The 22,946-nt window shown below is 72.1% G+C and carries 21 protein-coding genes; 18 read left to right on the forward strand and 3 right to left on the reverse strand.

The genetic code is table 11. The features are described 5' to 3' along the window. Positions 1–47: 47 nt before the first annotated feature. From ACZ4U1_RS08160 to ACZ4U1_RS08175, 4 genes are all read left to right on the forward strand, one after another. Positions 48–899, forward strand: coding sequence for an arylamine N-acetyltransferase family protein (locus tag ACZ4U1_RS08160; protein WP_467901042.1), 852 nt, complete (start codon positions 48–50; stop codon positions 897–899). A 167-nt stretch (positions 900–1,066) separates the two neighbouring features. Next, on the forward strand, positions 1,067–1,312 hold the full coding sequence (locus tag ACZ4U1_RS08165; RefSeq protein ID WP_467901044.1) for a hypothetical protein: 246 nt from the start codon (positions 1,067–1,069) through the stop codon (positions 1,310–1,312). Positions 1,313–1,469: 157 nt separating this feature from the next. After that, entirely contained in the window at positions 1,470–2,459 is a 990-nt protein-coding gene (gene holA / locus ACZ4U1_RS08170; protein ID WP_189294232.1) for a DNA polymerase III subunit delta, read from the forward strand. 87 nt (positions 2,460–2,546) lie between these two features. Further along, positions 2,547–2,942: a nuclear transport factor 2 family protein gene (locus ACZ4U1_RS08175; protein ID WP_467901047.1), complete on the forward strand. Its 396-nt coding sequence runs from the start codon at positions 2,547–2,549 to the stop codon at positions 2,940–2,942. A gap of 188 nt (positions 2,943–3,130) precedes the next feature. Here the strand turns inward: ACZ4U1_RS08175 and rpsT are convergent, their stop codons facing one another. Then, on the reverse strand, positions 3,131–3,397 hold the full coding sequence (gene rpsT, locus ACZ4U1_RS08180; protein WP_067006864.1) for a 30S ribosomal protein S20: 267 nt from the start codon (positions 3,395–3,397) through the stop codon (positions 3,131–3,133). A 225-nt stretch (positions 3,398–3,622) separates the two neighbouring features. Here rpsT and lepA point away from each other — a divergent pair, with 225 nt between their 5' ends. The 5 genes from lepA (at position 3,623) to ACZ4U1_RS08205 (ending at position 11,410) form a co-directional block, all read left to right on the forward strand. Continuing rightward, positions 3,623–5,497, forward strand: a complete 1,875-nt coding sequence (gene lepA, locus ACZ4U1_RS08185; RefSeq protein ID WP_467901050.1) for a translation elongation factor 4 — start codon at positions 3,623–3,625, stop codon at positions 5,495–5,497. Between the two features lie 261 nt (positions 5,498–5,758). Next, the gene (locus ACZ4U1_RS08190) at positions 5,759–7,633 is read left to right on the forward strand and encodes an AMP-dependent synthetase/ligase (RefSeq protein ID WP_467901053.1); all 1,875 of its coding nucleotides are present in this window, start codon (positions 5,759–5,761) and stop codon (positions 7,631–7,633) included. Positions 7,634–7,752: 119 nt separating this feature from the next. Continuing rightward, positions 7,753–9,570, forward strand: a complete 1,818-nt coding sequence (locus ACZ4U1_RS08195; RefSeq protein WP_467901468.1) for a SpoIIE family protein phosphatase — start codon at positions 7,753–7,755, stop codon at positions 9,568–9,570. Between the two features lie 27 nt (positions 9,571–9,597). After that, entirely contained in the window at positions 9,598–10,830 is a 1,233-nt protein-coding gene (gene hemW / locus ACZ4U1_RS08200) for a radical SAM family heme chaperone HemW (protein ID WP_467901055.1), read from the forward strand. 67 nt (positions 10,831–10,897) lie between these two features. Then, positions 10,898–11,410 carry a Uma2 family endonuclease gene (locus ACZ4U1_RS08205; protein WP_467901058.1) on the forward strand — a complete coding sequence of 171 codons (513 nt, stop codon included), beginning with the start codon at positions 10,898–10,900 and terminating at the stop codon, positions 11,408–11,410. Here the strand turns inward: ACZ4U1_RS08205 and ACZ4U1_RS08210 are convergent. Together ACZ4U1_RS08210 and ACZ4U1_RS08215 are read right to left on the reverse strand one after the other, a co-directional pair. Further along, positions 11,388–12,203 carry a DUF3097 domain-containing protein gene (locus tag ACZ4U1_RS08210; protein WP_467901061.1) on the reverse strand — a complete coding sequence of 272 codons (816 nt, stop codon included), beginning with the start codon at positions 12,201–12,203 and terminating at the stop codon, positions 11,388–11,390. The two genes, ACZ4U1_RS08205 and ACZ4U1_RS08210, sit on opposite strands and share 23 nt — an antisense overlap. A gap of 69 nt (positions 12,204–12,272) precedes the next feature. After that, on the reverse strand, positions 12,273–12,995 hold the full coding sequence (locus ACZ4U1_RS08215; RefSeq protein ID WP_467901064.1) for an MBL fold metallo-hydrolase: 723 nt from the start codon (positions 12,993–12,995) through the stop codon (positions 12,273–12,275). A gap of 162 nt (positions 12,996–13,157) precedes the next feature. On the opposite strand from ACZ4U1_RS08215, the gene hrcA reads away from it, so the two are divergent. The 9 genes from hrcA (at position 13,158) to ACZ4U1_RS08260 (ending at position 22,928) form a co-directional block, all read left to right on the forward strand. Beyond that, positions 13,158–14,174, forward strand: a complete 1,017-nt coding sequence (hrcA, locus tag ACZ4U1_RS08220; RefSeq protein ID WP_467901067.1) for a heat-inducible transcriptional repressor HrcA — start codon at positions 13,158–13,160, stop codon at positions 14,172–14,174. Beyond that, positions 14,175–15,311 (forward strand): molecular chaperone DnaJ, encoded by a 1,137-nt coding sequence (dnaJ, locus tag ACZ4U1_RS08225; protein WP_189294225.1) that lies wholly within the window; start codon positions 14,175–14,177, stop codon positions 15,309–15,311. 98 nt (positions 15,312–15,409) lie between these two features. Continuing rightward, positions 15,410–16,486 (forward strand): nitronate monooxygenase, encoded by a 1,077-nt coding sequence (locus ACZ4U1_RS08230; RefSeq protein ID WP_467901070.1) that lies wholly within the window; start codon positions 15,410–15,412, stop codon positions 16,484–16,486. Then, entirely contained in the window at positions 16,483–17,235 is a 753-nt protein-coding gene (locus ACZ4U1_RS08235) for a 16S rRNA (uracil(1498)-N(3))-methyltransferase (protein WP_467901073.1), read from the forward strand. The genes ACZ4U1_RS08230 and ACZ4U1_RS08235 overlap by 4 nt, the downstream gene beginning before the upstream one ends. A gap of 17 nt (positions 17,236–17,252) precedes the next feature. Further along, a complete protein-coding gene (locus tag ACZ4U1_RS08240; protein ID WP_467901076.1) occupies positions 17,253–17,645 on the forward strand; it encodes a VOC family protein in 393 nt (130 codons plus the stop codon). Between the two features lie 186 nt (positions 17,646–17,831). Beyond that, positions 17,832–18,347, forward strand: a complete 516-nt coding sequence (locus ACZ4U1_RS08245) for a hypothetical protein (protein WP_467901078.1) — start codon at positions 17,832–17,834, stop codon at positions 18,345–18,347. Between the two features lie 48 nt (positions 18,348–18,395). Continuing rightward, a complete protein-coding gene (locus tag ACZ4U1_RS08250) occupies positions 18,396–21,623 on the forward strand; it encodes a S41 family peptidase (protein ID WP_467901081.1) in 3,228 nt (1,075 codons plus the stop codon). 42 nt (positions 21,624–21,665) lie between these two features. Further along, positions 21,666–22,019 (forward strand): histidine triad nucleotide-binding protein, encoded by a 354-nt coding sequence (locus ACZ4U1_RS08255; RefSeq protein WP_467901084.1) that lies wholly within the window; start codon positions 21,666–21,668, stop codon positions 22,017–22,019. Positions 22,020–22,022: 3 nt separating this feature from the next. After that, complete coding sequence (locus tag ACZ4U1_RS08260) at positions 22,023–22,928, forward strand: ribonuclease Z (RefSeq protein ID WP_467901086.1); 906 nt, start codon at positions 22,023–22,025, stop codon at positions 22,926–22,928. Positions 22,929–22,946 lie beyond the last annotated feature (18 nt).

A 22,946-nucleotide genomic window follows, 5' to 3' on the forward strand; every position in this document is an offset into this window, starting at 1 on the left:
CCGGAAGGGAGAGAGGACGAACGCGGGGACTGGCCCAGACTGACCCCATGACATCAGCACAGATCGATGCCTGTCTCATCGATGCCTATCTCCGCCGACTCGGCCTCACCCGCCCGCAGCGGCCCACCAGTGAGGCGCTGCGCGAGCTGCACCTGAGCCATCTGCGGACCGTCCCCTTCGAGAACCTGTCGGTCCACCTCGGAGAGGAGATCAGGCTGGAGGAGAAGGGCCTGCTGGACAAGGTCACCGAGGCGCGGCGGGGCGGCTTCTGCTACGAACTGAACGGCGCGTTCGGGACGTTGCTCACCGCCCTCGGTTTCGAGGTGGAGCTGCTCGCGGGGCGCGTGTACGACGGCGAGGGGCGGCTCGGGATCCCCTACGACCACCTCGCACTGCGGGTACGGACGGCGGACGGGGACAGCTGGCTCGCCGACGTCGGGTTCGGGGCGCACAGCCACTACCCGCTGGCCTACCGGGAACGCGGGGAGCAGGACGATCCCGGAGGCAGGTTCCGGGTGGTGGAGGCCGGGCCGGACCCGGCCGGGGTGCGCGGCGGTGACGAGCCGGGCGCCGGGGACCTGGACGTCGTACGGGACGGCGAGCCGCAGTACCGGCTGGAGACACGCCCCCGGGCGCTCGGGGACTTCGCGGCCGGCGCCTGGTGGCACAGCACCTCGCCCAAGTCGCACTTCACCCAGTCGCTGGTCTGCTCTCGGATCACCGAGGACGGAGGGCGGATCACCCTCAGCGGACGCAGGCTGAAGAGGACCGCCGTGGACGGCACGCACGAGACGCGCGAGCTGGAGAGGGACGACGAGGTGCTGACGGTCTACCGGGACCGCTTCGGGATCGAGCTGAGCCGTGTTCCGACTGTGCGCGCCCCTGACCTGACCGACTGATCGAATGGAACACCCTCGCCTCGCTCGGCGGTGTGACGGCCGCCGGCTGCGGGTCCCTGCGAGGGGCCGACCTTCGCGTCGTGCCGCGGAAGCGCCGACGTGCTGCTCCTCCTGCCCCACCCCTGACCTGCCGCTTCGCTTTGCTCCCGGTGCCGGAGAATGGGCCCGTGAGTGATGTGAGACATGTGCTGGTGCTGCCCGACCGTGACGCCGCCGAGGAGGCTGCCGAGGCGCTCGGGGAGCGGTTCGGGGTCGATGAGGAGCCCCAGCTCGTGCGGGATGCCCTGGCCGGCGAGGACGACGCCGAGGACGCCCAGTGGCTGGTGGTCGTGCGCGACGAGAAGGAACGCCTCGACCCCGGCGAGCTGGACGCGTTCGCGGGGGAGTGGGACGGCTGGCGCGAGGAGCCCTGATTCCGAACCACAGGCACCCAGCCACAGAACCCCTAGCCCCAGACCCCCAGCCCCGGACCCCCAGCCCTGACCCCGAGCCGGGCTCGGGGTCCGCTCCGGGATCGGTCAGGGTGCCGGGCCCGCTTGGATGTCAGTGCCGCGTGGGATGCTTTAAGCGATGGCCAGGAAGACTGCGAATGACGACCCTCTCGCCCCGGTGACCCTCGCCGTGGGCCAGGAGGACCTCCTGCTCGACCGTGCCGTGCAGGAGGTGGTGGCCGCCGCCAAGGCCGCCGACGCCGACACGGACGTACGTGACCTGACCCCGGACCAGCTGCAGCCCGGCACACTCGCCGAGCTGACCAGCCCGTCGCTCTTCGCCGAGCGCAAGGTCGTGGTCGTACGCAACGCGCAGGACCTGTCCGCCGACACGGTCAAGGACGTGAAGGCGTACCTCGGTTCGCCCGCCGAGGAGATCACGCTCGTGCTGCTGCACGCCGGCGGCGCCAAGGGCAAGGGGCTGCTGGACGCCGCGCGCAAGGCGGGGGCGCGGGAGGTGGCCTGCCCGAAGATGACCAAGCCGGCGGACCGGCTGGCCTTTGTGCGGGGGGAGTTCCGTTCGTTCGGGCGGTCGGCCACACCCGAGGCGTGCCAGGCGCTCTGCGACGCCATCGGGAGCGATCTGCGGGAGCTGGCCTCGGCGGTCTCCCAGCTGGTCGCCGACGTGGAGGGCACGATCGACGAGGCGGTCGTCGGGCGGTACTACACGGGCCGCGCCGAGGCGTCCAGCTTCACCGTCGCCGACCGGGCCGTGGAGGGCCGTACGGCGGAGGCGCTGGAGGCGCTCAGATGGTCGCTGGCGACGGGCGTGGCGCCGGTGATGATCACCAGCGCGCTGGCGCAGGGCGTGCGGGCGATCGGGAAGCTGTCCTCGGCCCGGGGCGGCCGGCCGGCCGATCTGGCGCGCGAGCTGGGCATGCCGCCGTGGAAGATCGACCGGGTGCGGCAGCAGATGCGGGGCTGGACGCCCGACGGGGTCGCGGTGGCGATGCGAGCGGTGGCCGAGGCCGACGCGGGTGTGAAGGGAGGCGGGGACGACCCCGAGTACGCGTTGGAGAAGGCGGTGGTGGTGATCGCGCGGGCGGCGCGGTCGAGGGGCCGGGGCTGATCCGGTTACCCCGGCGGTCGTCGGCGAGGAGAATCGTACGTATCAGCCGTACATCGCCGACGCACACTGGGAAGGTGGCGATTCGCCATGGCTGAGCACCCGCACGCGACCCTCGTCCGCAGGGGCTACGAGGCGTTCCTCCGCTCCGACATGGACGCCCTGCGCGGACTGATGACGGCGGACGTCACCCATCACGTGCCGGGCAGCCACCCGCTGTCCGGTGACTTCAAGGGCCAGGACGCGGTCATCGGGATGTACGGCCGGCTCTTCCAGGAGACCGGTGGCAGCTTCCGGGCGGATCTGCGCAGTGTGTATGTCGACGGCCGGGGGCACGCCGTGGCCCTGCACCACATCACCGCGGAGCGCGAGGGCAGGCGGTTGCACGGGGACGGCTGCCTCGTCTTCCGGATCGTCGGAGACAAGATCACCGACATTGACGAGTGCGTCGAGGACATCGACAAGCAGGACGGGTTCTGGGGCTGAGCCCCGGGCATGCCGAAGGCCCCGGCACCTGCCTTGGGGAAAGGAGAGTACCGAGGCCTTCGGATCAAGCTGGTGAGCCCGTTCCCGCGTGGCGAACGCAGGCCGCGAACAGGCTCGGGGGTGCCGGACGGGAGCGGATGAGAGAGGGCCCGCTCTGGGTCCTTCCGGCGGTCAGATCAGAAAGGAGTTCAGCCCTTGAGGGACGTGACCTTGGAAGCAAGCGCCGACTTCTTGTTGGCGGCCTGGTTCTTGTGGATGACGCCCTTCGAGACGGCCTTGTCGAGCGCACGCGCGGCAGCGCGCTGCAGCTCGGTGGCCTTCTCGACGTCACCCGCGGCAGCGGCCTCGCGGGCCTTGCGGATCGCGGTCTTCAGGGAGGACTTGACGGCCTTGTTGCGCAGCCGAGCCTTCTCGTTGGTCTTGATCCGCTTGATCTGGGACTTGATGTTCGCCACGAAGGAGCCTTTTCAGGTTCAGGCGCGGGGCCGCGGGGGTCCCACACCGGTGATCCAAAATTTTCTGTCGCGCCTCGCGCTGAGAGGGCATGAGGCACAGCCATCTACAGTACCAGTGGCCCTCCGGACGGCCCAAAACGGCCCCCGGTCCCTCCCCGTGGGACCATGGAGACTACGTAACGATCCGACCCGAGGCATAAGGCGCCTCAAGAGACAGGACCCTGCGTGCCCGCGACCCCTAACCATGTGCCCGAGCCGAGCCGTACCGCCCCGGCTCTGATCCGCAATTTCTGCATCATCGCGCACATCGACCACGGCAAGTCCACGCTCGCCGACCGGATGCTCCAGCTGACCGGTGTGGTCGAGCAGCGGCAGATGCGTGCTCAGTACCTCGACCGGATGGACATCGAGCGCGAGCGCGGCATCACGATCAAGTCCCAGGCGGTGCGTCTGCCCTGGGCCCCGACCGAGGGCCCCGACCAGGGCACGACCCACATCCTCAACATGATCGACACCCCGGGGCACGTCGACTTCACCTACGAGGTCTCGCGGTCGCTCGCCGCCTGCGAGGGGACCATCCTCCTCGTCGACGCCGCCCAGGGCATCGAGGCGCAGACCCTCGCCAACCTCTACCTGGCGATGGAGAACGACCTCACGATCATCCCGGTGCTGAACAAGATCGACCTGCCGGCCGCGCAGCCGGAGAAGTTCGCCGAGGAGCTGGCGAACCTGGTCGGCTGTGACCCGGAGGACGTGCTCAAGGTCTCCGCGAAGACCGGGCTCGGCGTGGACGCGCTGCTGAACAAGGTCGTCAAGGAGATCCCGGCGCCGGTCGGGGTCGCCGACGCGCCCGCCCGCGCGATGATCTTCGACTCGGTCTACGACTCCTACCGCGGTGTGGTGACGTACGTCCGTGTCATCGACGGCCAGCTCAACAAGCGCGAGCGCATCAAGATGATGTCGACCGGCGCCACCCACGAGCTGCTGGAGATCGGCGTCAACTCGCCCGAGATGCTGCCGGCGGACGGCCTCGGCGTCGGTGAGGTGGGGTACCTCATCACCGGTGTGAAGGACGTCCGGCAGTCGAAGGTCGGTGACACCGTCACCAGCCAGCAGAAGGGGGCCACGGAGGCGCTCGGGGGCTACAAGGACCCCAAGCCGATGGTCTTCTCGGGCCTGTATCCGCTGGACGGCTCCGACTACCCGGAGCTGCGTGAGGCCCTGGACAAGCTGCAGCTCAACGACGCCGCGCTGGTCTACGAGCCGGAGACCTCCGCGGCCCTCGGCTTCGGCTTCCGCGTCGGCTTCCTCGGCCTGCTGCACCTGGACGTGATCCGGGAGCGGCTGGAGCGCGAGTTCGGGCTCGACCTGATCGCCACCGCCCCCAACGTGGTCTACCGCGTGGTCATGGAGGACGGCAGCGAGCACACGGTCACCAACCCGAGCGAGTTCCCCGAGGGCAAGATCAACGAGGTCTTCGAGCCGGTCGTGCGGGCCACGATCCTCGCGCCGACCGAGTTCATCGGCTCGATCATGGAGCTGTGCCAGACCCGGCGCGGCACGCTGCTCGGGATGGACTACCTCTCCGAGGACCGCGTCGAGATCCGCTACACGCTGCCGCTCGCGGAGATCGTCTTCGACTTCTTCGACCAGCTGAAGTCCAAGACCCGCGGCTACGCCTCGCTGGACTACGAGCCCACCGGCGAGCAGACCAGCTCCCTGGTCAAGGTCGACATCCTGCTGCACGGCGACAAGGTGGACGCCTTCTCCGCGATCACCCACAAGGACCAGGCGTACGCGTACGGCGTGCGGCTCGTCGCCAAGCTCAAGGAGCTGATCCCGCGGCAGGCCTTCGAGGTGCCGGTGCAGGCCGCCATCGGCTCCCGGGTGATCGCCCGCGAGACCATCCGCGCCATCCGCAAGGACGTCCTCGCCAAGTGTTACGGCGGTGACATCTCCCGTAAGCGGAAGCTGCTGGAGAAGCAGAAGGAAGGCAAGAAGCGGATGAAGATGGTGGGTTCCGTGGAGGTTCCGCAGGAGGCCTTCATCGCGGTGCTCTCCAGCGATGACAGCGCGGGGTCGGCCAAGGGCAAGAAGTAACCGGAGGTAACAGCCGGTCACGCCCGCAAAGCGGGCATGTGGGGGCCCGTCGTACGAAAGTGCGGCGGGCCCCTGTGCGTGCGTGGCGCCGCTCTGAGTGGAAAGTGACAGGCCGAGGCCCCTTACGCAGCGGGCGGTCGCCCCTTACCCTGATCCCTGCTCGATAGTTACTCGCGAGTTAAACAACAGCCCGAAACCCCACTGTGAGTTAACCCAGCCGCAGCGAGTCAGCCGCACCGTCGCGGGCCCCCGGAGGATGTCGTGAGCGACACACAGACCTTGATCGAGAACCGTCCGCCGTCCGTGGCGGCCCTCTTCCTGGAGCGCGTGGCGGCCACACCGGACGCCGAGGCCTACCGCTACCCGGTCCCCTCTGCCTCCGGCCAGGGCCCCGACGACTGGAAGTCGCTCAGCTGGGCCCAGGCGGCCGAGCGGGTGTACGCCATCGCGGCCGGGCTCATCGACCTGGGCGTCCAGCCCGAGCAGCGGGTGGCGCTCGCCTCCTCCACCCGGGTCGAGTGGATCCTCGCCGACCTCGGCATCATGTGCGCGGGCGGCGCCACCACGACCGTCTACCCGCAGACCAACGCCGACGAATCGGCGTTCATCCTCTCCGACTCCGAGAGCCGGGTGCTGATCGCCGAGGACGCGGCGCAGCTCGCCAAGGCCGTGGAGAAGCGCCCCGAGCTGCCGGAGCTGACCAAGGTCGTGGTCATCGACCCGGCCGGGGTCGAGACCGGCGACTGGGTGATCAGCCTCGCCGAGCTGGAGGAGCGCGGCGCCGCCTACCTGGAGCAGCACCCGCAGCTCATCAAGGAACGCGTCGGCGCGATCACCAAGGAGCAGCTCGCCACCCTCATCTACACCTCCGGCACCACCGGCCGCCCCAAGGGCGTGCGCCTGCCGCACGACAACTGGGCCTACATGGCGAAGGCGATCGCCGCGACCGGCCTGATCAGCGGCGAGGACGTGCAGTACCTGTGGCTGCCGCTCGCGCACGTCTTCGGCAAGGTGCTCACCTCCGGCCAGATCGAGGTCGGGCACGTCACCGCCGTCGACGGCCGGGTCGACAAGATCATCGAGAATCTTCCGGTGGTCCAGCCGACGTACATGGCGGCCGTGCCGCGCATCTTCGAGAAGGTCTACAACGGCGTCGCCGCCAAGGCCCGCGAGGGCGGCGGGGCCAAGTACAAGATCTTCCAGTGGGCCGCCGAGGTCGCCCGCGAGTACGCCAAGGCCAGCCAGGACAACTTCCGCCGCACCGGCACCGCCTCCGTGCCGTTCGGGCTCGGCGCCAAGCACAAGGTCGCCGACACCCTCGTCTACGGCAAGCTCCGCGAGGCCTTCGGCGGCCGGCTGCGCGCCTGCGTCTCCGGCGCCTCCGCGCTCTCCCCGGAGATCGGCTACTTCTTCGCCGGCGCCGGCATCCACATCCTGGAGGGCTACGGCCTCACCGAGACCTCCGCCGCCTCCTTCGTCAACCCGGGCGAGGCCTACCGCACCGGCACGGTCGGCAAGCCGCTGCCCGGCACCGAGGTGCGCATCGCCGACGACGGCGAGATCCTGCTGCGCGGCCCCGGCATCATGGAGGGCTACCACAAGCTGCCCGAGAAGACCGCCGAGGTGCTGGAGTCCGACGGCTGGTTCCACACCGGGGACATCGGCGAGCTGTCCCCCGACGGCTATCTGCGCATCACCGACCGCAAGAAGGACCTCATCAAGACGTCCGGCGGCAAGTACGTCGCTCCGGCCGAGGTCGAGGGGCAGTTCAAGGCGGTGTGCCCGTACGTGTCCAACATCCTCGTGCACGGCGCCGACCGGAACTACTGCACCGCCCTCATCGCCCTGGACGAACTCGCGATCCAGGAGTGGGCGAAGGAGAACGGGCTGGAGGGCAAGTCGTACGCCGAGATCGTCGCCGCGCCGCAGACGGTGGAGATGGTCGACGGGTACGTGCGGCAGCTCAACGCCGGGCTCCAGCGCTGGCAGACCATCAAGAAGTTCCGGCTGCTGCCGCGGGACCTCGACGTGGAGCACGGCGAGATCACGCCGAGCCTGAAGCTGAAGCGGCCGGTGGTGGAGCGGGAGTACAAGCACCTCATCGAGGAGATGTACGCGGGCACCAGGGAGGGCTGACGCGGTCAGTCCCGCGCTCCTTTTCGTGCTCGCCGGTGCGCGAAAGGTTCTCTCTTCTGGTCACTTCAGTGACTCCCCGCTTATAGGTGCCCCCTGTCTGTCACCCTGACCGCATGGATATGGCGGCCATACCGACGCAGCGGGAGAGCGGCGCCCAGCCCGGGGAGCGGCGGGGCCGGGCCACGCTGCCCGGGAGCGCCCTCGCCCCGGGCTCGGCCCGCGCGCTGGTGCGGGCCGAGCTGGCCGCGGCGCCCGGGGTCTCCGCGCGGCTCGCCGACGACGCCATGGCCGTCGTCAGCGAGCTGGTCACCAACGCCGTCGTGCACGCCGGCACCGAGGTGCAGGTCGAGTGGCGGCTGGAGGAGACCGGCGCGTTCGTGGTCGAGGTCTGCGACCAGCACCCGTCCCGCGCCCCCCGGGACGCCACCGGCGGCGAGGGGGCGTACGACACCCCGGAGTACGGGCGCGGCCTGCGCCTCGTCGCCACGCTCGCCGAGTCCTGGGGCGTCACCTACCGCACCGGCGCCAAGACCGTGTGGGCGCGGCTGCCCCCGGGCGGCGGCGAGGTCCCGGACGGACCCGCCCCCGAGCCCGCCCTGGAGATCGCCGAGGACCTCGCCCCGAAGCCGCACCGCGCCGACGGCGACCGGGACTGGCTCGGCCGGGGCGCCCTGTCCTTCCTCGCCGAGGCCTCCGACCTGCTCGCCGGACAGCTGGACGAGAACCTGGTCGCCGCGCTCACCGGCCAGCTGATCGTGCCCCGGCTCGCCGACTGGTGCGCGGTCTGGCTGGAGGACGAGGCGACCGTCCGCGGCGGCTCCGGCAACGGGCCCGCCCGGGTCTGGCACGCCAGCGAGGCCCGCATCGAGGAACTGCGGTGCGCCCTGGAGAAGGAACCGCCGGGCCCGCCGGACGGGCTGCGCTCCGGCCCCGAGCACTACCCCTGGCCCGGCCACGCGCTCGGCCCGCGGGGCGCCCAGGGGACGGCGCTGTCGTACCGGCTGATCGCGGGCGGCCGACCGCTCGGCACGCTGGTCATCGGCCGGTGCGGGCCGGCGGGCTTCCCCGACGAGATCACCGGGCTGGTGGAGGACCTCGGCCGCAGGGTCGCGCTGGCCATCGGCGCGGCCCGCCAGTACGCCCGCCAGGCCACCATCAGCGCCGTCCTGCAGCGCGGCCTGCTGCCCGGCGCGGTCGCCGAGATCCCCGGCGTGCGCAGCGCGCTCGTCTACGAGCCCTGCGACAAGGGCGGCCCGAGCGGCGACTTCTACGACCTGTTCCCGGCGGGCGACGGCCGCTGGTGCTTCGCCGTCGGCGACGTCCAGGGCAAGGGCCCCGAGGCCGCCGTGGTGATCGGCCTCGCCCGCCCCTGGCTGCGGCTGCTCGCCCGCGAGGGCTACCGCGTCGCCGACGTCCTGGACCGCCTCAACCAGCTCCTCCTGGACGACGCCACGGAGGCCGCCGACGCCGCCGCCCGCGCGCTGGTCGCCGCCGGCGCCCGGCCCCTGGCCGGGGACGGCCCGCAGACCCGCTTCCTCTCGCTCCTCTACGGCGAGCTGCGGCCGTACGACGGCGGGGTCCGCTGCACCCTCGCCTCCGCCGGCCATCCGCTGCCGCTCGTCCTCAGCCCCGACGGCACCGTGCGCACCGCCGCCCGCCCGCAGACCCTGCTCGGCGTGGTCGAGGACGAGACGTACACCAGCGAGACCCTCGACCTGCGGCCCGGCGACAGCCTGTTGTGCGTCACCGACGGGGTGACCGAGCGGCGCTCCGGAACCCGCCAGTTCGACGACGGCGACGGGCTCGCCCGTGCGCTGTCCGGCTGCGCCGGGCTCAGCGCCGAGCTGATCGCTGAAAGGATCCGCCGCCTGGTCCACGACTTCGGCGGCGGCCTGCCCGAGGACGACCTGGCCCTGCTGGTGCTCCAGGCCGAGTAACGCCCCCGGTGCTGGACAATGGAAGGCATGCCTTCCGCACTCCCCGACGGCGAGCCCGTCCCCACCGACGGCGCGCTGCCCGCGCACGCGCTCGCCGGGGCCGCCGACCGCCCGCTCGGTTTCTACCTGCACGTCCCGTACTGCGCGACCCGCTGCGGCTACTGCGACTTCAACACCTACACCGCGACCGAGCTGCGCGGCACCGGCGGAGTGCTCGCCTCCCGGGACAACTACGCGGACACGCTGACCGACGAGATCCGCCTCGCCCGGAAGGTGCTGGGCGACGACCCGCGCGAGGTCCGTACGGTGTTCGTCGGGGGCGGTACGCCGACGCTGCTGGCCGCCGACGATCTCGTACGGATGCTGGGGGCGATCCGGGACGAGTTCGGGCTGGCGCCGGACGCCGAGATCACCACGGAGGCGAACCCGGAGTCCGTCGACCCCGCCTACCTCGCCACCCTCCGCGAGGGAGGCTTCAACCGGATCTCCTTCGGCATGCAGAGCGCCAAGCAGCACGTGCTGAAGATCCTGGACCGGACCCACACCCCCGGCCGCCCCGAGGCGTGCGTGGCGGAGGCGAGGGCGGCGGGCTTCGAGCACGTCAACCTCGACCTGATCTACGGCACCCCGGGCGAGAGCGACGACGACTGGCGGGCCTCCCTTGAGGCCGCCCTCGGCGCCGGCCCCGACCACATCAGCGCCTACGCGCTCATCGTGGAGGAGGGCACCCAGCTCGCCCGCCGGATCCGCCGGGGCGAGGTCCCGATGACGGACGACGACGTGCACGCCGACCGCTATCTGATCGCCGAGGAGATGCTGAGCGCGGCGGGCTTCGACTGGTACGAGGTCTCCAACTGGGCCACCTCCGAGGCGGGCCGCTGCCTGCACAACGAGCTGTACTGGCGGGGCGCCGACTGGTGGGGCGCCGGGCCGGGAGCCCACTCGCACGTGGGCGGGGTGCGCTGGTGGAACGTGAAGCACCCGGGCGCGTACGCGGCGGCGCTGGCGTCGGGGAAGTCGCCGGGTGCCGGGCGTGAGCTGCTGTCCGACGAGGACCGGCGGGTGGAGCGCATCCTGCTGGAGCTGCGGCTGCGGGAGGGCGTGCCGCTGTCCCTGCTGAAGGAGGAGGGGCTGGCGGCTTCCCGGCGCGCACTGGCGGACGGGCTCCTTCAGGAGGGCCCGTACGAGGAGGGGCGGGCCGTGCTGACGCTGCGGGGGCGGCTGCTGGCGGACGCGGTGGTGCGGGATCTGGTGGACTGATCACCCGGGTGAGTGAACCGGCGCGGGAGGCGGTTCAAGGGCCGTTCCGGGTTCGTGGGGTGCGGCTGTGAAAGACGAGCACCTGGTCAAGTTCTTCCTTGATCTGCAACCGCCTGAGGGAGCCAGGGCAGAGCTGCTACGGCGGACCATCGTCATGACGCCGAGTCCGGATGTGGTGCACAACGAGAACGTCTCGGCAGTGGTGGACCAGCTTCCCCGCACTCGTTGGTCCCGGCTTCAGACGCAGACCGTCGACATGCTCGATGACGTCAGCGCTCCGGTGCCGGATGTGGTGGTGGTCGAGCGTGGTGGCCCGAGGCGAGGGTCGATGATGCCCTCGGCGTCCGTCACGGGGGTGGTGGAGGTCGTTTCCAGGCAAAGCGTCGATCGGGACTACGGGATCAAGCGCTCGATCTACGCTGCGGCAGAGATGCCGGCCTACCTGATCATCGATCCCGTGCTGGCCCGGTGCCTACTCCTCACTGAGCCCGAGGGCGAAGGCGAGTATGCCGGTTACCGACGTCAGCGCAGGGCCGAGTTCGGCGCTTACGAGGACGTCAGGCCCCACCGCTACCCGTGACGAAGTCGATCAGCTCCTCCACCCTCCCCAGCAGCTCCGGCTCCAGGTCCTTGTAGGAGCCCACCCGCTTCAGGATCGCCTGCCACACCGCGCCGGTGTTCTCCGGCGGCCAGCCCAGGGCCCGGCACACGCCCGTCTTCCAGTCCTGGCCCTTCGGTACCGTCGGCCAGGCCGGGATGCCCAGCGAGGCCGGTTTCACCGCCTGCCAGATGTCGATGAACGGGTGGCCGACCACCAGCGCGTGTTCGCTGGTCACCGACTCCGCGATGCGCCATTCCTTCGTGCCCGGCAGCAGGTGGTCCACCAGGACGCCCAGGCGGGCGTCGGGGCCCGGGGCGAAGTCGGAGACGATCGCCGGCAGGTCGTCCACGCCCTCCAGGTACTCCACGACCACGCCCTCGACGCGCAGGTCGTCGCCCCACACCTTCTCCACCAGCTCGGCGTCGTGCCGGCCCTCCACGTAGATGCGGCCGGCGCGGGCCACGCGCGCGCGTGCCTGGGGGACGGCGATGGAGCCGGACGCCGTACGGGTGGGCCGTACCGGGGCCGAGGAGGCGGGCCGTACGAGCGTCACCACGCGGCCCTCCAGCAGGAAGCCGCGCGGCTCCAGCGGGAACACCCGGTGCTTGCCGAAGCGGTCCTCCAGGGTCACCGTGCCGGCCTCGCAGCGGATCACGGCCCCGCAGAACCCGGTACCGGGCTCCTCCACCACCAGGCCCGGCTCGGCCGGAACCTCCGGCACCGGCTTGGGCTTCTTCCACGGCGGGGTGAGATCGGCGGAGTACTGGCGCATTCGGATGACGATAGGAGAACCCGTACGGCGGTGCTCACGACACGCCGGAAACCTGTGCCGGAACGCCGCTCATCTCACGCCGAACCGCGCCGCCAGCTCGTCCCGCTGCCGTCGTACGAACCCCGCGTCCACCACCGCTCCGTGACCGGGCACGTACAGCGCGTCCTCGCCGCCCAGGGCCAGCAGACGGTCGAGGGCGTCCGGCCAGCGGGAGGGGACCGCGTCCGGGCCGGCCTGGGGCTCGCCGGACTCCTCCACCAGGTCGCCGCAGAAGACGATCTCCGGATCCCCCGGCACCAGGACCGCGAAGTCGTACGCGGTGTGGCCGGGGCCCACGTTGGCCAGCAGCGCCTGGCGGCCGCCGCCGAGGTCGAGGGTCCACTCGCCGGAGACCAGGTGCCGGGGCGGGACCAGGGCGTCCACCGCCTCGTCCGCGTCGGCCACCGGCAGCCCGTTGCGGATCGCGTCCAGGCGCAGCTCGTCGCGCTCGTACGCCAGCGCGGCGTCCAGGCCCACCGCCCCGTACAGCTCCGCCCCCGCGAACGCCGCCGCGCCGAAAACGTGGTCGAAGTGGGGGTGGGTGAGCGCGAGATGGGTCACACGGCCGCCCGCCAGTTCCTCGGCCCGCGCGCGCAGCCGGGCCCCCTCCGCCAGGCTGGAACCGGCGTCCACGAGGAGTGCCGTACCCTCCCCGAGGACCAGCCCCACCGTGCAGTCCCAGCCGGGCAGTCGGCACCGCCCCACCCCGGTGGTCAGCCGTTCCCACCCCAGCTCTTCCCAAGTCACGGTCATACCCGCGACGCTAGCGGTACGACCCGGTACGGCGGCCCGACCTTGCCCAGTGTGTACCCGACAGCCGTACACTGGGCCGGGGAACGCTGGCACTCGCATGGGAAGAGTGCCAGGCGGACGACCCGAAGGGACGAGGGGACGACGTGCTGGAGGTGCGCGCGAATGCTGAGTGAACGCAGGCTTCAGGTACTGCGCGCCATCGTCCAGGACTATGTGGGCACCGAGGAGCCGGTCGGGTCGAAGGCCCTGACCGAGCGGCACAACCTCGGCGTCTCCCCGGCGACCGTCCGCAACGACATGGCGGCCCTGGAGGACGAGGGGTACATCGCCCAGCCGCACACCAGCGCGGGGCGCATCCCCACCGACAAGGGCTACCGGCTGTTCGTGGACAAGCTCGCGGGCGTGAAGCCGATGACCGCGCCCGAGCGCCGTGCCATCCAGAACTTCCTGGAGGGCGCCGTCGACCTCGACGACGTGGTGGCGCGGACCGTGCGGCTGCTCGCGCAGCTCACTCGGCAGGTCGCCGTCGTGCAGTACCCGTCGCTGACCCGGTCCACGGTCCGGCACGTCGAGCTGCTCTCGCTCGCTCCGGCGCGCGTGATGCTCGTGCTGATCACGGACACCGGCCGGGTCGAGCAGCGCATGGTCGACTGCCCGGCGCCGTTCGGGGAGACCTCGCTGGCGGATCTGCGGGCACGGCTCAACAGCCGGGTCGCCGGCCGCCGGTTCACGGATGTGCCGAAGCTGGTCGAGGACCTGCCGGAGGCCTTTGAGCCGGAGGACCGCGGTACGGTCTCCACGGTGCTCTCCACGCTGCTGGAGACCCTCGTGGAGGAGAACGAGGAACGGTTGATGATCGGCGGCACCGCCAATCTCACCCGCTTCGTGCACGACTTCCCCCTCACGATCCGGCCCGTCCTGGAGGCACTGGAGGAGCAGGTCGTGCTCCTCAAGCTCCTCGGCGAGGCGAAGGACCCTGGCGTGACCGTGCGCATCGGCCACGAGAACGCCCATGAAGGACTCAACTCCACCTCCGTCGTGTCGGTCGGCTACGGTTCGGGCGGCGAGGCAGTCGCCAAGCTCGGCGTGGTCGGACCGACCCGCATGGACTACCCGGGAACGATGGGAGCGGTACGCGCAGTGGCACGGTACGTCGGACAGATCCTGGCGGAGTCGTAGGTGGCCACGGACTACTACGCCGTTCTCGGCGTGCGCCGCGACGCGTCGCAGGATGAGATCAAGAAGGCGTTCCGCCGGCTCGCGCGCGAGCTGCACCCGGACGTCAACCCCGACCCGAAGACCCAGGAGCGGTTCAAGGAGATCAACGCCGCTTACGAGGTGCTGTCGGACCCGCAGAAGAAGCAGGTCTACGACCTCGGCGGCGACCCGCTCTCCCAGTCGGGCGGGGCCGGCGCGGGCGGCTTCGGCGCCGGCGGCTTCGGCAACTTCTCCGACATCATGGACGCGTTCTTCGGCACGGCGTCGCAGCGCGGGCCGCGCTCGCGCACCCGGCGCGGCCAGGACGCGATGATCCGGATCGAGGTCGAGCTGGACGAGGCGGCCTTCGGGACCACCAAGGACATCCAGGTCGACACCGCGATCGTCTGCAACACCTGCAACGGGGAGGGTGCGGCGCCCGGCACGTCCGCGCAGACGTGTGACATGTGCCGCGGCCGGGGCGAGGTCTCCCAGGTCACCCGGTCCTTCCTGGGCCAGGTCATGACCTCCCGCCCGTGCCCCCAGTGCCAGGGCTTCGGCACGGTCGTGCCGACCCCCTGCCCGGAGTGCGCCGGCGACGGCCGGGTCCGCTCCCGCCGGACCCTGACCGTGAAGATCCCGGCCGGTGTCGACAACGGCACCCGGATCCAGCTCGCCGGCGAGGGCGAGGTCGGCCCCGGCGGCGGTCCGGCCGGTGACCTGTACGTCGAGATCCACGAGCTGCCGCACCCCACCTTCCAGCGGCGCGGCGACGACCTGCACTGCACGGTCACCATCCCGATGACGGCGGCGGCCCTCGGCACCAAGGTGCCGCTGGAGACGCTGGACGGCATGGAGGAGGTCGACATCCGGCCCGGCACCCAGTCCGGCCAGTCGATCCCGCTGCACGGCCGGGGCGTCACGCATCTGCGCGGCGGCGGCCGGGGCGACCTGATCGTGCACGTCGAGGTGACCACCCCGACCAAGCTGGACCCCGAGCAGGAGCGGCTGCTGCGCGAGCTGGCCAAGCTGCGCGGCGAGGAGCGTCCGCAGGGCCAGTTCCAGCCAGGTCAGCAGGGGCTGTTCTCCCGGCTGAAGGACGCGTTCAACGGGCGCTGAACCGTGCGTACGGGTGCTGCGGCACCCCGTGTGCCAGGGGCCTATGCCGGGGGAAGCCCGGATTCGGACTTGTACGGAGGACGTGACAACATGCGGTCATGTCCTCCGCGCTGACCGATCTCTTCCCCCAGCCGATCGTGCAGGCCCCCATGGCGGGCGGTGTCTCCGTCCCGCAGCTCGCCGCCGCCGTCTCCGAGGCCGGTGGCCTCGGGTTCCTCGCCGCCGGGTACAAGACCGCCGACGGCATGTACCAGGAGATCAAGCAGCTGCGGGGGCTCACGGGCCGCCCGTTCGGCGTGAACGTGTTCGTGCCCCAGCCGGAGCATGCCGAGTCCGGCGCGGTGGAGGTGTACGCGCACCAGCTGGCCGGCGAGGCCGCCTGGTACGAGACCGAGCTGGGCGACCCGGACAGCGGCCGCGACGACGGCTACGACGCCAAACTCGCCGTCCTCCTCGACAACCCGGTGCCGGTGGTCTCCTTCCACTTCGGCGTGCCGAGCCGTGAGGTGCTCGACCGGTTCCGCCGGGCGGGCACCCTCACCCTGGTCACCGCCACCACCGCGGAGGAGGCCCGCGCGGTCGAGCGGGCCGGGGCGGACGCGGTGATCGCGCAGGGTGTGGAGGCCGGCGGCCACCAGGGCACCCACCGGGACCTCCCGGAGAACGACGGCTCCGGCATCGGACTGCTGTCGCTGGTCGCGCAGGTCCGGGAGGCCGTACGCATCCCGGTCGTCGCCGCCGGCGGCATCATGCGCGGCAGTCAGATCGCCGCCGTCCTCGCGGCGGGCGCGAGCGCGGCCCAGCTGGGCACCGCCTTCCTCGCCACCCACGAGTCCGGGGCGCACGCCCTGCACAAACAGGCGCTGACCAACCCCCTGTTCGCGCGCACCGAGCTGACCCGCGCCTTCACCGGCCGTCCGGCCCGCGGGCTCGTCAACCGCTTCCTGCGCGAGCACGGCCCCTACGCCCCCGCCGCCTACCCCGAGGTCAACCACCTCACCGCGCCGCTGCGCAAGGCCGCCGCGAAGGCCGGGGACGCGCAGGGCATGGCGCTGTGGGCGGGACAGGGCCACCGGATGGCGCGGGAGCTGCCGGCCGGACAGCTGGTGGAGGTGCTGGCGGCCGAACTCGCCGAGGCCGGGACAGCGTTGTCGGCCGGGGGTGGTACCCGATGACCGCGCCGGTGTTCGTCGTCGACTCGCTGGAGGGCGTGGGCCCCGGCTCGGTCGTCGACGTCCAGGGCCCCGAGGGGCGGCACGCCGTCTCGGTACGGCGGTTGCAGCCGGGCGAGCACGTGGTGCTCACCGACGGCAGGGGCCGGGGTGCGGCAGGGGTCGTCGTCAGCGTGTCCGGGAAGGACCACCTGGTGGTCGAGCCCTTCGAGTTCCCGGTGGAGCCCGAGCCCAGCCCCCGCATCACCGTCGTCCAGGCCCTGCCCAAGGGCGACCGCGGCGAACTGGCCGTGGAGACGATGACGGAGACCGGTGTCGACGCCATCGTGCCCTGGCAGGCCGCCCGCTGCATCACCCAGTGGAGGGGCGAGCGGGGACTGAAGGCGCTCGCCAAGTGGCGTGCCACCGCGCGGGAGGCCGGCAAGCAGTCCCGCCGGCTGCGCTTCCCGGAGGTCGCGGACCTGGCGACCACCAAGCAGGTCGCCGCGCTCCTGGCCGCCGCCGACTTCGCCGCCGTACTCCACTCCGACTTCGAGCACGTCAGCCGGCCCCTGGCCACCGCCGAACTCCCCACCGAGGGCGAGATCGTCCTGGTCGTGGGGCCGGAAGGCGGCGTCTCCCGGGACGAGCTGGCGCTCTTCGAGGAGGCGGGCGCCGAGGCCTGCGTCCTCGGCCCCACCGTCCTGCGCACATCCACCGCCGGCACCGCCGCCACGGCCCTGCTGCTGGGCCGCACCGGCCGCTGGTCCTGACCCGTCGGGGAGACACCGTGGAACTCGCCCAAGTCCGGCTCATGGTCACCGACTTCGCCGCCTGCTACCGCTTCTACGCCGACGTCCTCGGCCTCAAGCCGCAGTCCGGCGCGACGCGCGGCCCGTACGAGAAGTTCAGCCCGCACACCGGCTCCGCCGGGATCGCCCTGCAGGACCGCGCGATGATGGCCGAGATCCTGGCCGAACTGGGTGACACCGCCACCGGCCACCGCTCCCTGGTCGTCCTGCGCGTCGACGACCTCGACGCCTACTGCGCCGAGATCACCTCCCGCGGCGCGACCCTGCTGCACGGCCCGGCCCCCATGACCGACCGCATGCGCGTCGCCCACCTCAAGGACCCGGAGGGCAACCTGGTGGAGCTCCAGGAGTGGCTGCTGCTGCGCGGCTGACGGCGGGCGGCAACGCCCACCCGTCCACGTCACTGGCCACCGGCGGTTACGCAGTTCGTCGACGAAGGCCCGTACGACGCGGGGTTCCACTGCGCACCGGGCCAGAGTTAGGGGGCCGGCCCCCGAACGGGTGAGTGGCCGTATGCGGGCTTCCGCGGGGTGCGGGCCGGTGGCACCCTGCGCTGTATGGGCGTATCGAGGCGGATACGGCGCGGGACGCGGACGGCGGCCGTGGTGGGGCTTGTTGTCGTGGGCACGGGGGCCGTCGTGGCGTGTCAGCCCGGTGGGCTCGGGTCCGCGACCGTCGCCTACACCACCGACCGGACCGCGACCACCGCGCTGGAGCACCGGCATGTGAACGTCGCCTGGCTGACCTGCACCGGACGCCAGGGCGACGACGGCACCCGGGGCGCCTCGCCCTCGCCGGCGGAGAGCACCCTCGTCTCCGTCGACTGCCAGGGCGAGACGGACGACGGGCGGAAGATCGTCGTCGCCGGGGTGGTGACCAAGGCCGTCGACGGGGCCTGCGTGCGGGGTGACCTGACGGCCAAGGTCGACGGCAGACAGGTCTTCCATGTCGACGGGCTGGGCAACTGCTCGGCGGCGCCCGGACCGACGTACCGCCCGCCCACCGGGGGCGGGCCGAACCCGACGGTGACCGTGACCGTCACCCGGACCATCTGGCCCGTGCCGGGCAAGTGATCGCCAAACCGGGAGCGGGGCACGCCGGTCGCTGCGTAGAGTGACGGGGTGACTCAGGGCGCCTATCTCCGATTCCCTCACCTGTATGGCGACTTGGTGACCTTCGTCGCCGAGGACGACGTGTGGCTCGCGCCACTGGACGGCGGCCGGGCCTGGCGGGTCAGCGCCGACAACATGCCGGTGACCCGGCCCCGGATATCGCCGGACGGACGGCACCTCGCCTGGACCTCCACCCGGGACGGCGCCCCCGAGGTGCATGTCGCCCCGGTCGAGGGGGGTCCCGCCGAGCGGCTGACGTACTGGGGCAACCGCCGTACCGAGGTGCGCGGCTGGACCCCCGACGGGCGGGTGCTCGCGCTCGGCGCGCAGGGCCGGCCCAGCTCCCGGCACACGTGGGCGCACGCCGTCCCGCTGGACGGCGGACCGGCCGAGACCCTGCCGTACGGCCCGGTCGGCGATGTGGCCACCGGCCCGGCCACCGTGCTGCTGTCCGTGCCCATGGGCCGCGAGGCCGCCCACTGGAAACGCTACCGGGGCGGTACCGCGGGCAAGTTGTGGATCGACCGGGACGGCGGCGGGCAGTTCGTCCGGCTGCACGAGGACATCGACGGCAACATCGAGTGCCCGGTGTGGGCGGGGACGGGGGTCCCCCCTGTTCGAGCGGAGCCGAGAACTTGGGGGAGGATCGCGTTCCTCTCCGACCACGAGGGCACCGGCGCGCTCTACTCCTCCCTCGCCGACGGCTCCGACCTGCGCCGGCACACCCCCCTCGACGGTTTCTACGCCCGGCACGCGGCCGGCGACGGCACCCGCGTCGTCTACAGCTCGGCCGGTGAACTCTGGCTGCTGGACGACCTGGAGGGCGCCGAACCGCGCCGGCTGGACGTACGGCTCGGCGGACCCCGCGTGGACCTGCGGCCGTACCCGGTCAACGCCTCCCACTGGTTCGGCGAGGCCTCACCCGACCACACCGCGCGCGGCAGCGCCGTCTGTGTGCGCGGCGGCATCCACTGGGTCACCCACCGCTCCGGCCCCGCCCGCGCCCTGGCCGCCACCCCCGGCGTCCGCGCCCGCACACCGCGCACCTTCCGCGCCGAGGGCGAGGAGTGGGTGGTGTGGGTGACGGACGCCGAGGGCGAGGACGCCCTGGAGTTCGCGCCCGCCACCGGCACTGTGCCCGGCGCCCCGCCGCGCCGGCTCGCCGCCGGAGAGCTGGGCCGCGTCCTGGAGCTGGCCATGGCACCCGACGGCAGCCGGGCCGCCGTGGCCGCGCACGACGGCCGGCTGCTCCTGGTCGAACGCGAGACCGGCGAGGTCCGCGAGGTCGACCGCAGCGACGACGGCGAGGTCTCCGGCCTCGCCTTCTCACCCGACTCCGCCTGGCTCGCCTGGGCCCACCCCGGCCCCCGCCCGCTCTCCCAGCTCCGCATCGCCCACACCACCGACCTCTCGGTCACCGAGGCGACCCCGCTGCGCTTCCAGGACTACGCGCCCGCCTTCACCCTCGACGGCAAACACCTCGCGTTCCTCTCCAACCGCGCCTTCGACCCGGTCTACGACGAACACGCCTTCGATCTCGCCTTCGTGGTCGGCGCCCGCCCGCACCTGATCACCCTGGCCGCCACCACCCCCTCGCCGTTCGGCCCGCAGCGCCACGGCCGCCCCTTCGAGACCCCCGACAAGGACGAGACCCCCGACAGCGAGGGCACGCCGGCCACCCGGATCGACCTGGAAGGGCTCGCCGACCGCATCGTCCCCTTCCCGGTGGAGGCCGGCCGCTACTCCACGCTCCGCGCCGCCAAGGACGGCGTCCTCTGGCTGCACCACCCCGTCGAGGGCGTCCTCGGCGCCGCCCGCGCCCACCCCGAGGACCCCGACCCGCACACCGAGCTGGAGCGCTACGACCTCGCCCAGCGCCGCCTGGAACACCTCGCCTCCGCCGCCGACCACTTCGAGGTCAGCGGCGACGGCAAACGCGTCCTGCTGTGGAGCGACGGCCGGCTCCGGGTCGTCCCCAGCGACCGCCGCACCGGCAGCGACGACGACGGCGACATCAGCGTCACCGTCGACCTCGCCCGCGTCCGGCAGACCGTCGACCCGGCCGCCGAGTGGCGGCAGATGTACGACGAGACGGGCCGGCTCATGCGCGACCACTTCTGGCGCCCCGACCTCGGCGGCGTCGACTGGGACGGCGTCCTCGCCCGCTACCGCCCGGTCCTCGCCCGCCTCGCCACCCACAGCGACCTGGTCGACCTGCTGTGGGAGGTGCACGGCGAACTCGGCACCTCGCACGCCTACGTCACCCCGCGCGGCGGCTCCGGCGGAGCCCGGCACGGCCTGCTCGGCGCCGACATCTCCCGCCACGAGGACGGCGGTTGGCGCATCGACCGCATCCTCCCGTCGGAGACCTCCGACCCGGACGCCCGCTCCCCGCTCGCCGCCCCGGGGGTCGCGGTCCGCCCCGGCGACGCGATCATCGCGGTCGCCGGCCACCCGGTCGACCCGGTGACGGGTCCGGGCCCGCTGCTCGCCGGCACGGCGGGCCACCCGGTGGAGCTGACCGTCTCCCCGGCCGGCGGCGGCGAACCCCGCCACACCGTCGTCATCCCCGTCGCCGACGAGGAACCCCTGCGCTACCACGCCTGGGTGGCCGACCGCCGGGCCCACGTCCACGCCGCCTCCGCCGGCCGCCTCGGCTACCTCCACGTCCCCGACATGCAGGCCCCCGGCTGGGCCCAGATCCACCGGGACCTGCGCGTCGAGGTCGCCCGCGAGGGCCTCGTGGTCGACGTCCGGGAGAACCGCGGCGGCCACACCTCCCAGCTCGTGGTCGAGAAGCTGGCCCGCCGGATCATCGGCTGGGACCTCCCGCGCGGTATGCGCCCCACCAGCTACCCGCTCGACGCACCGCGCGGCCCGGTCGTCGCCGTGGCCAACGAGTTCTCCGGCTCCGACGGCGACATCGTCAACGCGGCCATCAAGGCCCTCGGTATCGGCCCGGTCGTCGGCACCCGCACCTGGGGCGGCGTCATCGGCATCGACAGCCGCTACCACCTGGTCGACGGCACCCTGGTCACCCAGCCGAAGTACGCGATGTGGCTGGAGGGGGTCGGCTGGGACGTGGAGAACCACGGGGTGGACCCGGACGTGGAGGTCGTACAGCGGCCTCAGGACTGGGCGGAGGGCCGCGACGTCCAACTGGACGAGGCGATCCGACTCGCGCTGGAGGCACTGGAGGAACGTCCCGCGAAAGCTCCGCCGGGCATGCCCGCCTGACCGACTACGATGCCCACGGAATTGATCACAGGAGGCACATCCATGGCCGGAGAACCGCAGAACGACTGCCTGTTCTGCAAGATCGTCGCGGGCGAGGTCCCGGCGACGATCGTCCGCGAAACCGAGACGACCGTAGCCTTCCGCGACATAAACCCCCAGGCCCCCACCCACGTCCTGGTCATCCCGAAGGCCCACTACGAGAACGCGGCCGAGCTGGCCACCGGCGCCCCGCAGCTCGCCGCCGACGTACTCGCCGAGACCAAGGCCGTGGCCGACGAGGAGAAGCTCGACAGCTACCGCCTCGTCTTCAACACGGGCTCCGGCGCCGGCCAGACCGTCTGGCACGCCCACGCCCACGTCCTCGGTGGCCGCGGCCTCCAGTGGCCCCCCGGATAGCAGATGTCCGTACGCGAGTTGGTGGTCCTCGGCACCGCCAGCCAGGTCCCGACCCGGCACCGCAACCACAACGGCTACCTGCTGAGGTGGGACGGCGAGGGCATCCTGTTCGACCCCGGCGAGGGCACGCAGCGCCAGATGGTGCGCGCCGGGGTCGCCGCCCACGACCTGAACCGGATCTGCGTCACGCACTTCCACGGTGACCACTGCCTGGGTCTCGCGGGAGTCATCCAGCGGATCAACCTGGACCAGGTGCCGCACGAGGTCACCGCGCACTACCCCCGCTCGGGGCAGCGCTTCTTCGACCGGCTGCGCTACGCCACCGCCTACCGGGAGACCGTCGGCCTGACCGAGGCCCCGGTCGCCGCCGACGGCATCCTCGCGGTGACCCGGTCGTACACCCTGGAGGCCCGCAGGCTCTCGCACCCCGTCGAGTCCTACGGCTACCGGCTCATCGAGCCCGACGGCCGCCGTATGCTGCCCGACCGGCTCGCGGCGCACGGCATCAAGGGCCCGGACGTGGGCCGGCTCCAGCGCGAGGGCCGGCTCGGGGACGTGACCCTGGAGGACGTCAGCGAGGTGCGGCGCGGGCAGCGGTTCGCGTTCGTCATGGACACCCGGCTCTGTGACGGCGTGCACGCGCTCGCGGAGGGCTGCGATCTGCTCGTCATCGAGTCCACGTTCCTCGACGAGGACGTGGAACTCGCTGTGGAGCATGGGCATCTGACGGCCGGGCAGGCCGCCGCCGTGGCCCGGGACGCCGGCGTACGGCACCTCGTCCTCACCCACTTCAGCCAGCGCTACACCGACCCGGAGGAGTTCGAGCGGCAGGCGCGGGCGGCGGGCTTCGAGGGAGAGCTGACCGTGGCGTACGACCTGCTGCGGGTGCCGGTTCCGAAACGGCGGTAAAACACCCGTACGATGCTT

This window comes from Streptomyces sp. NPDC028928, from assembly GCF_055564915.1.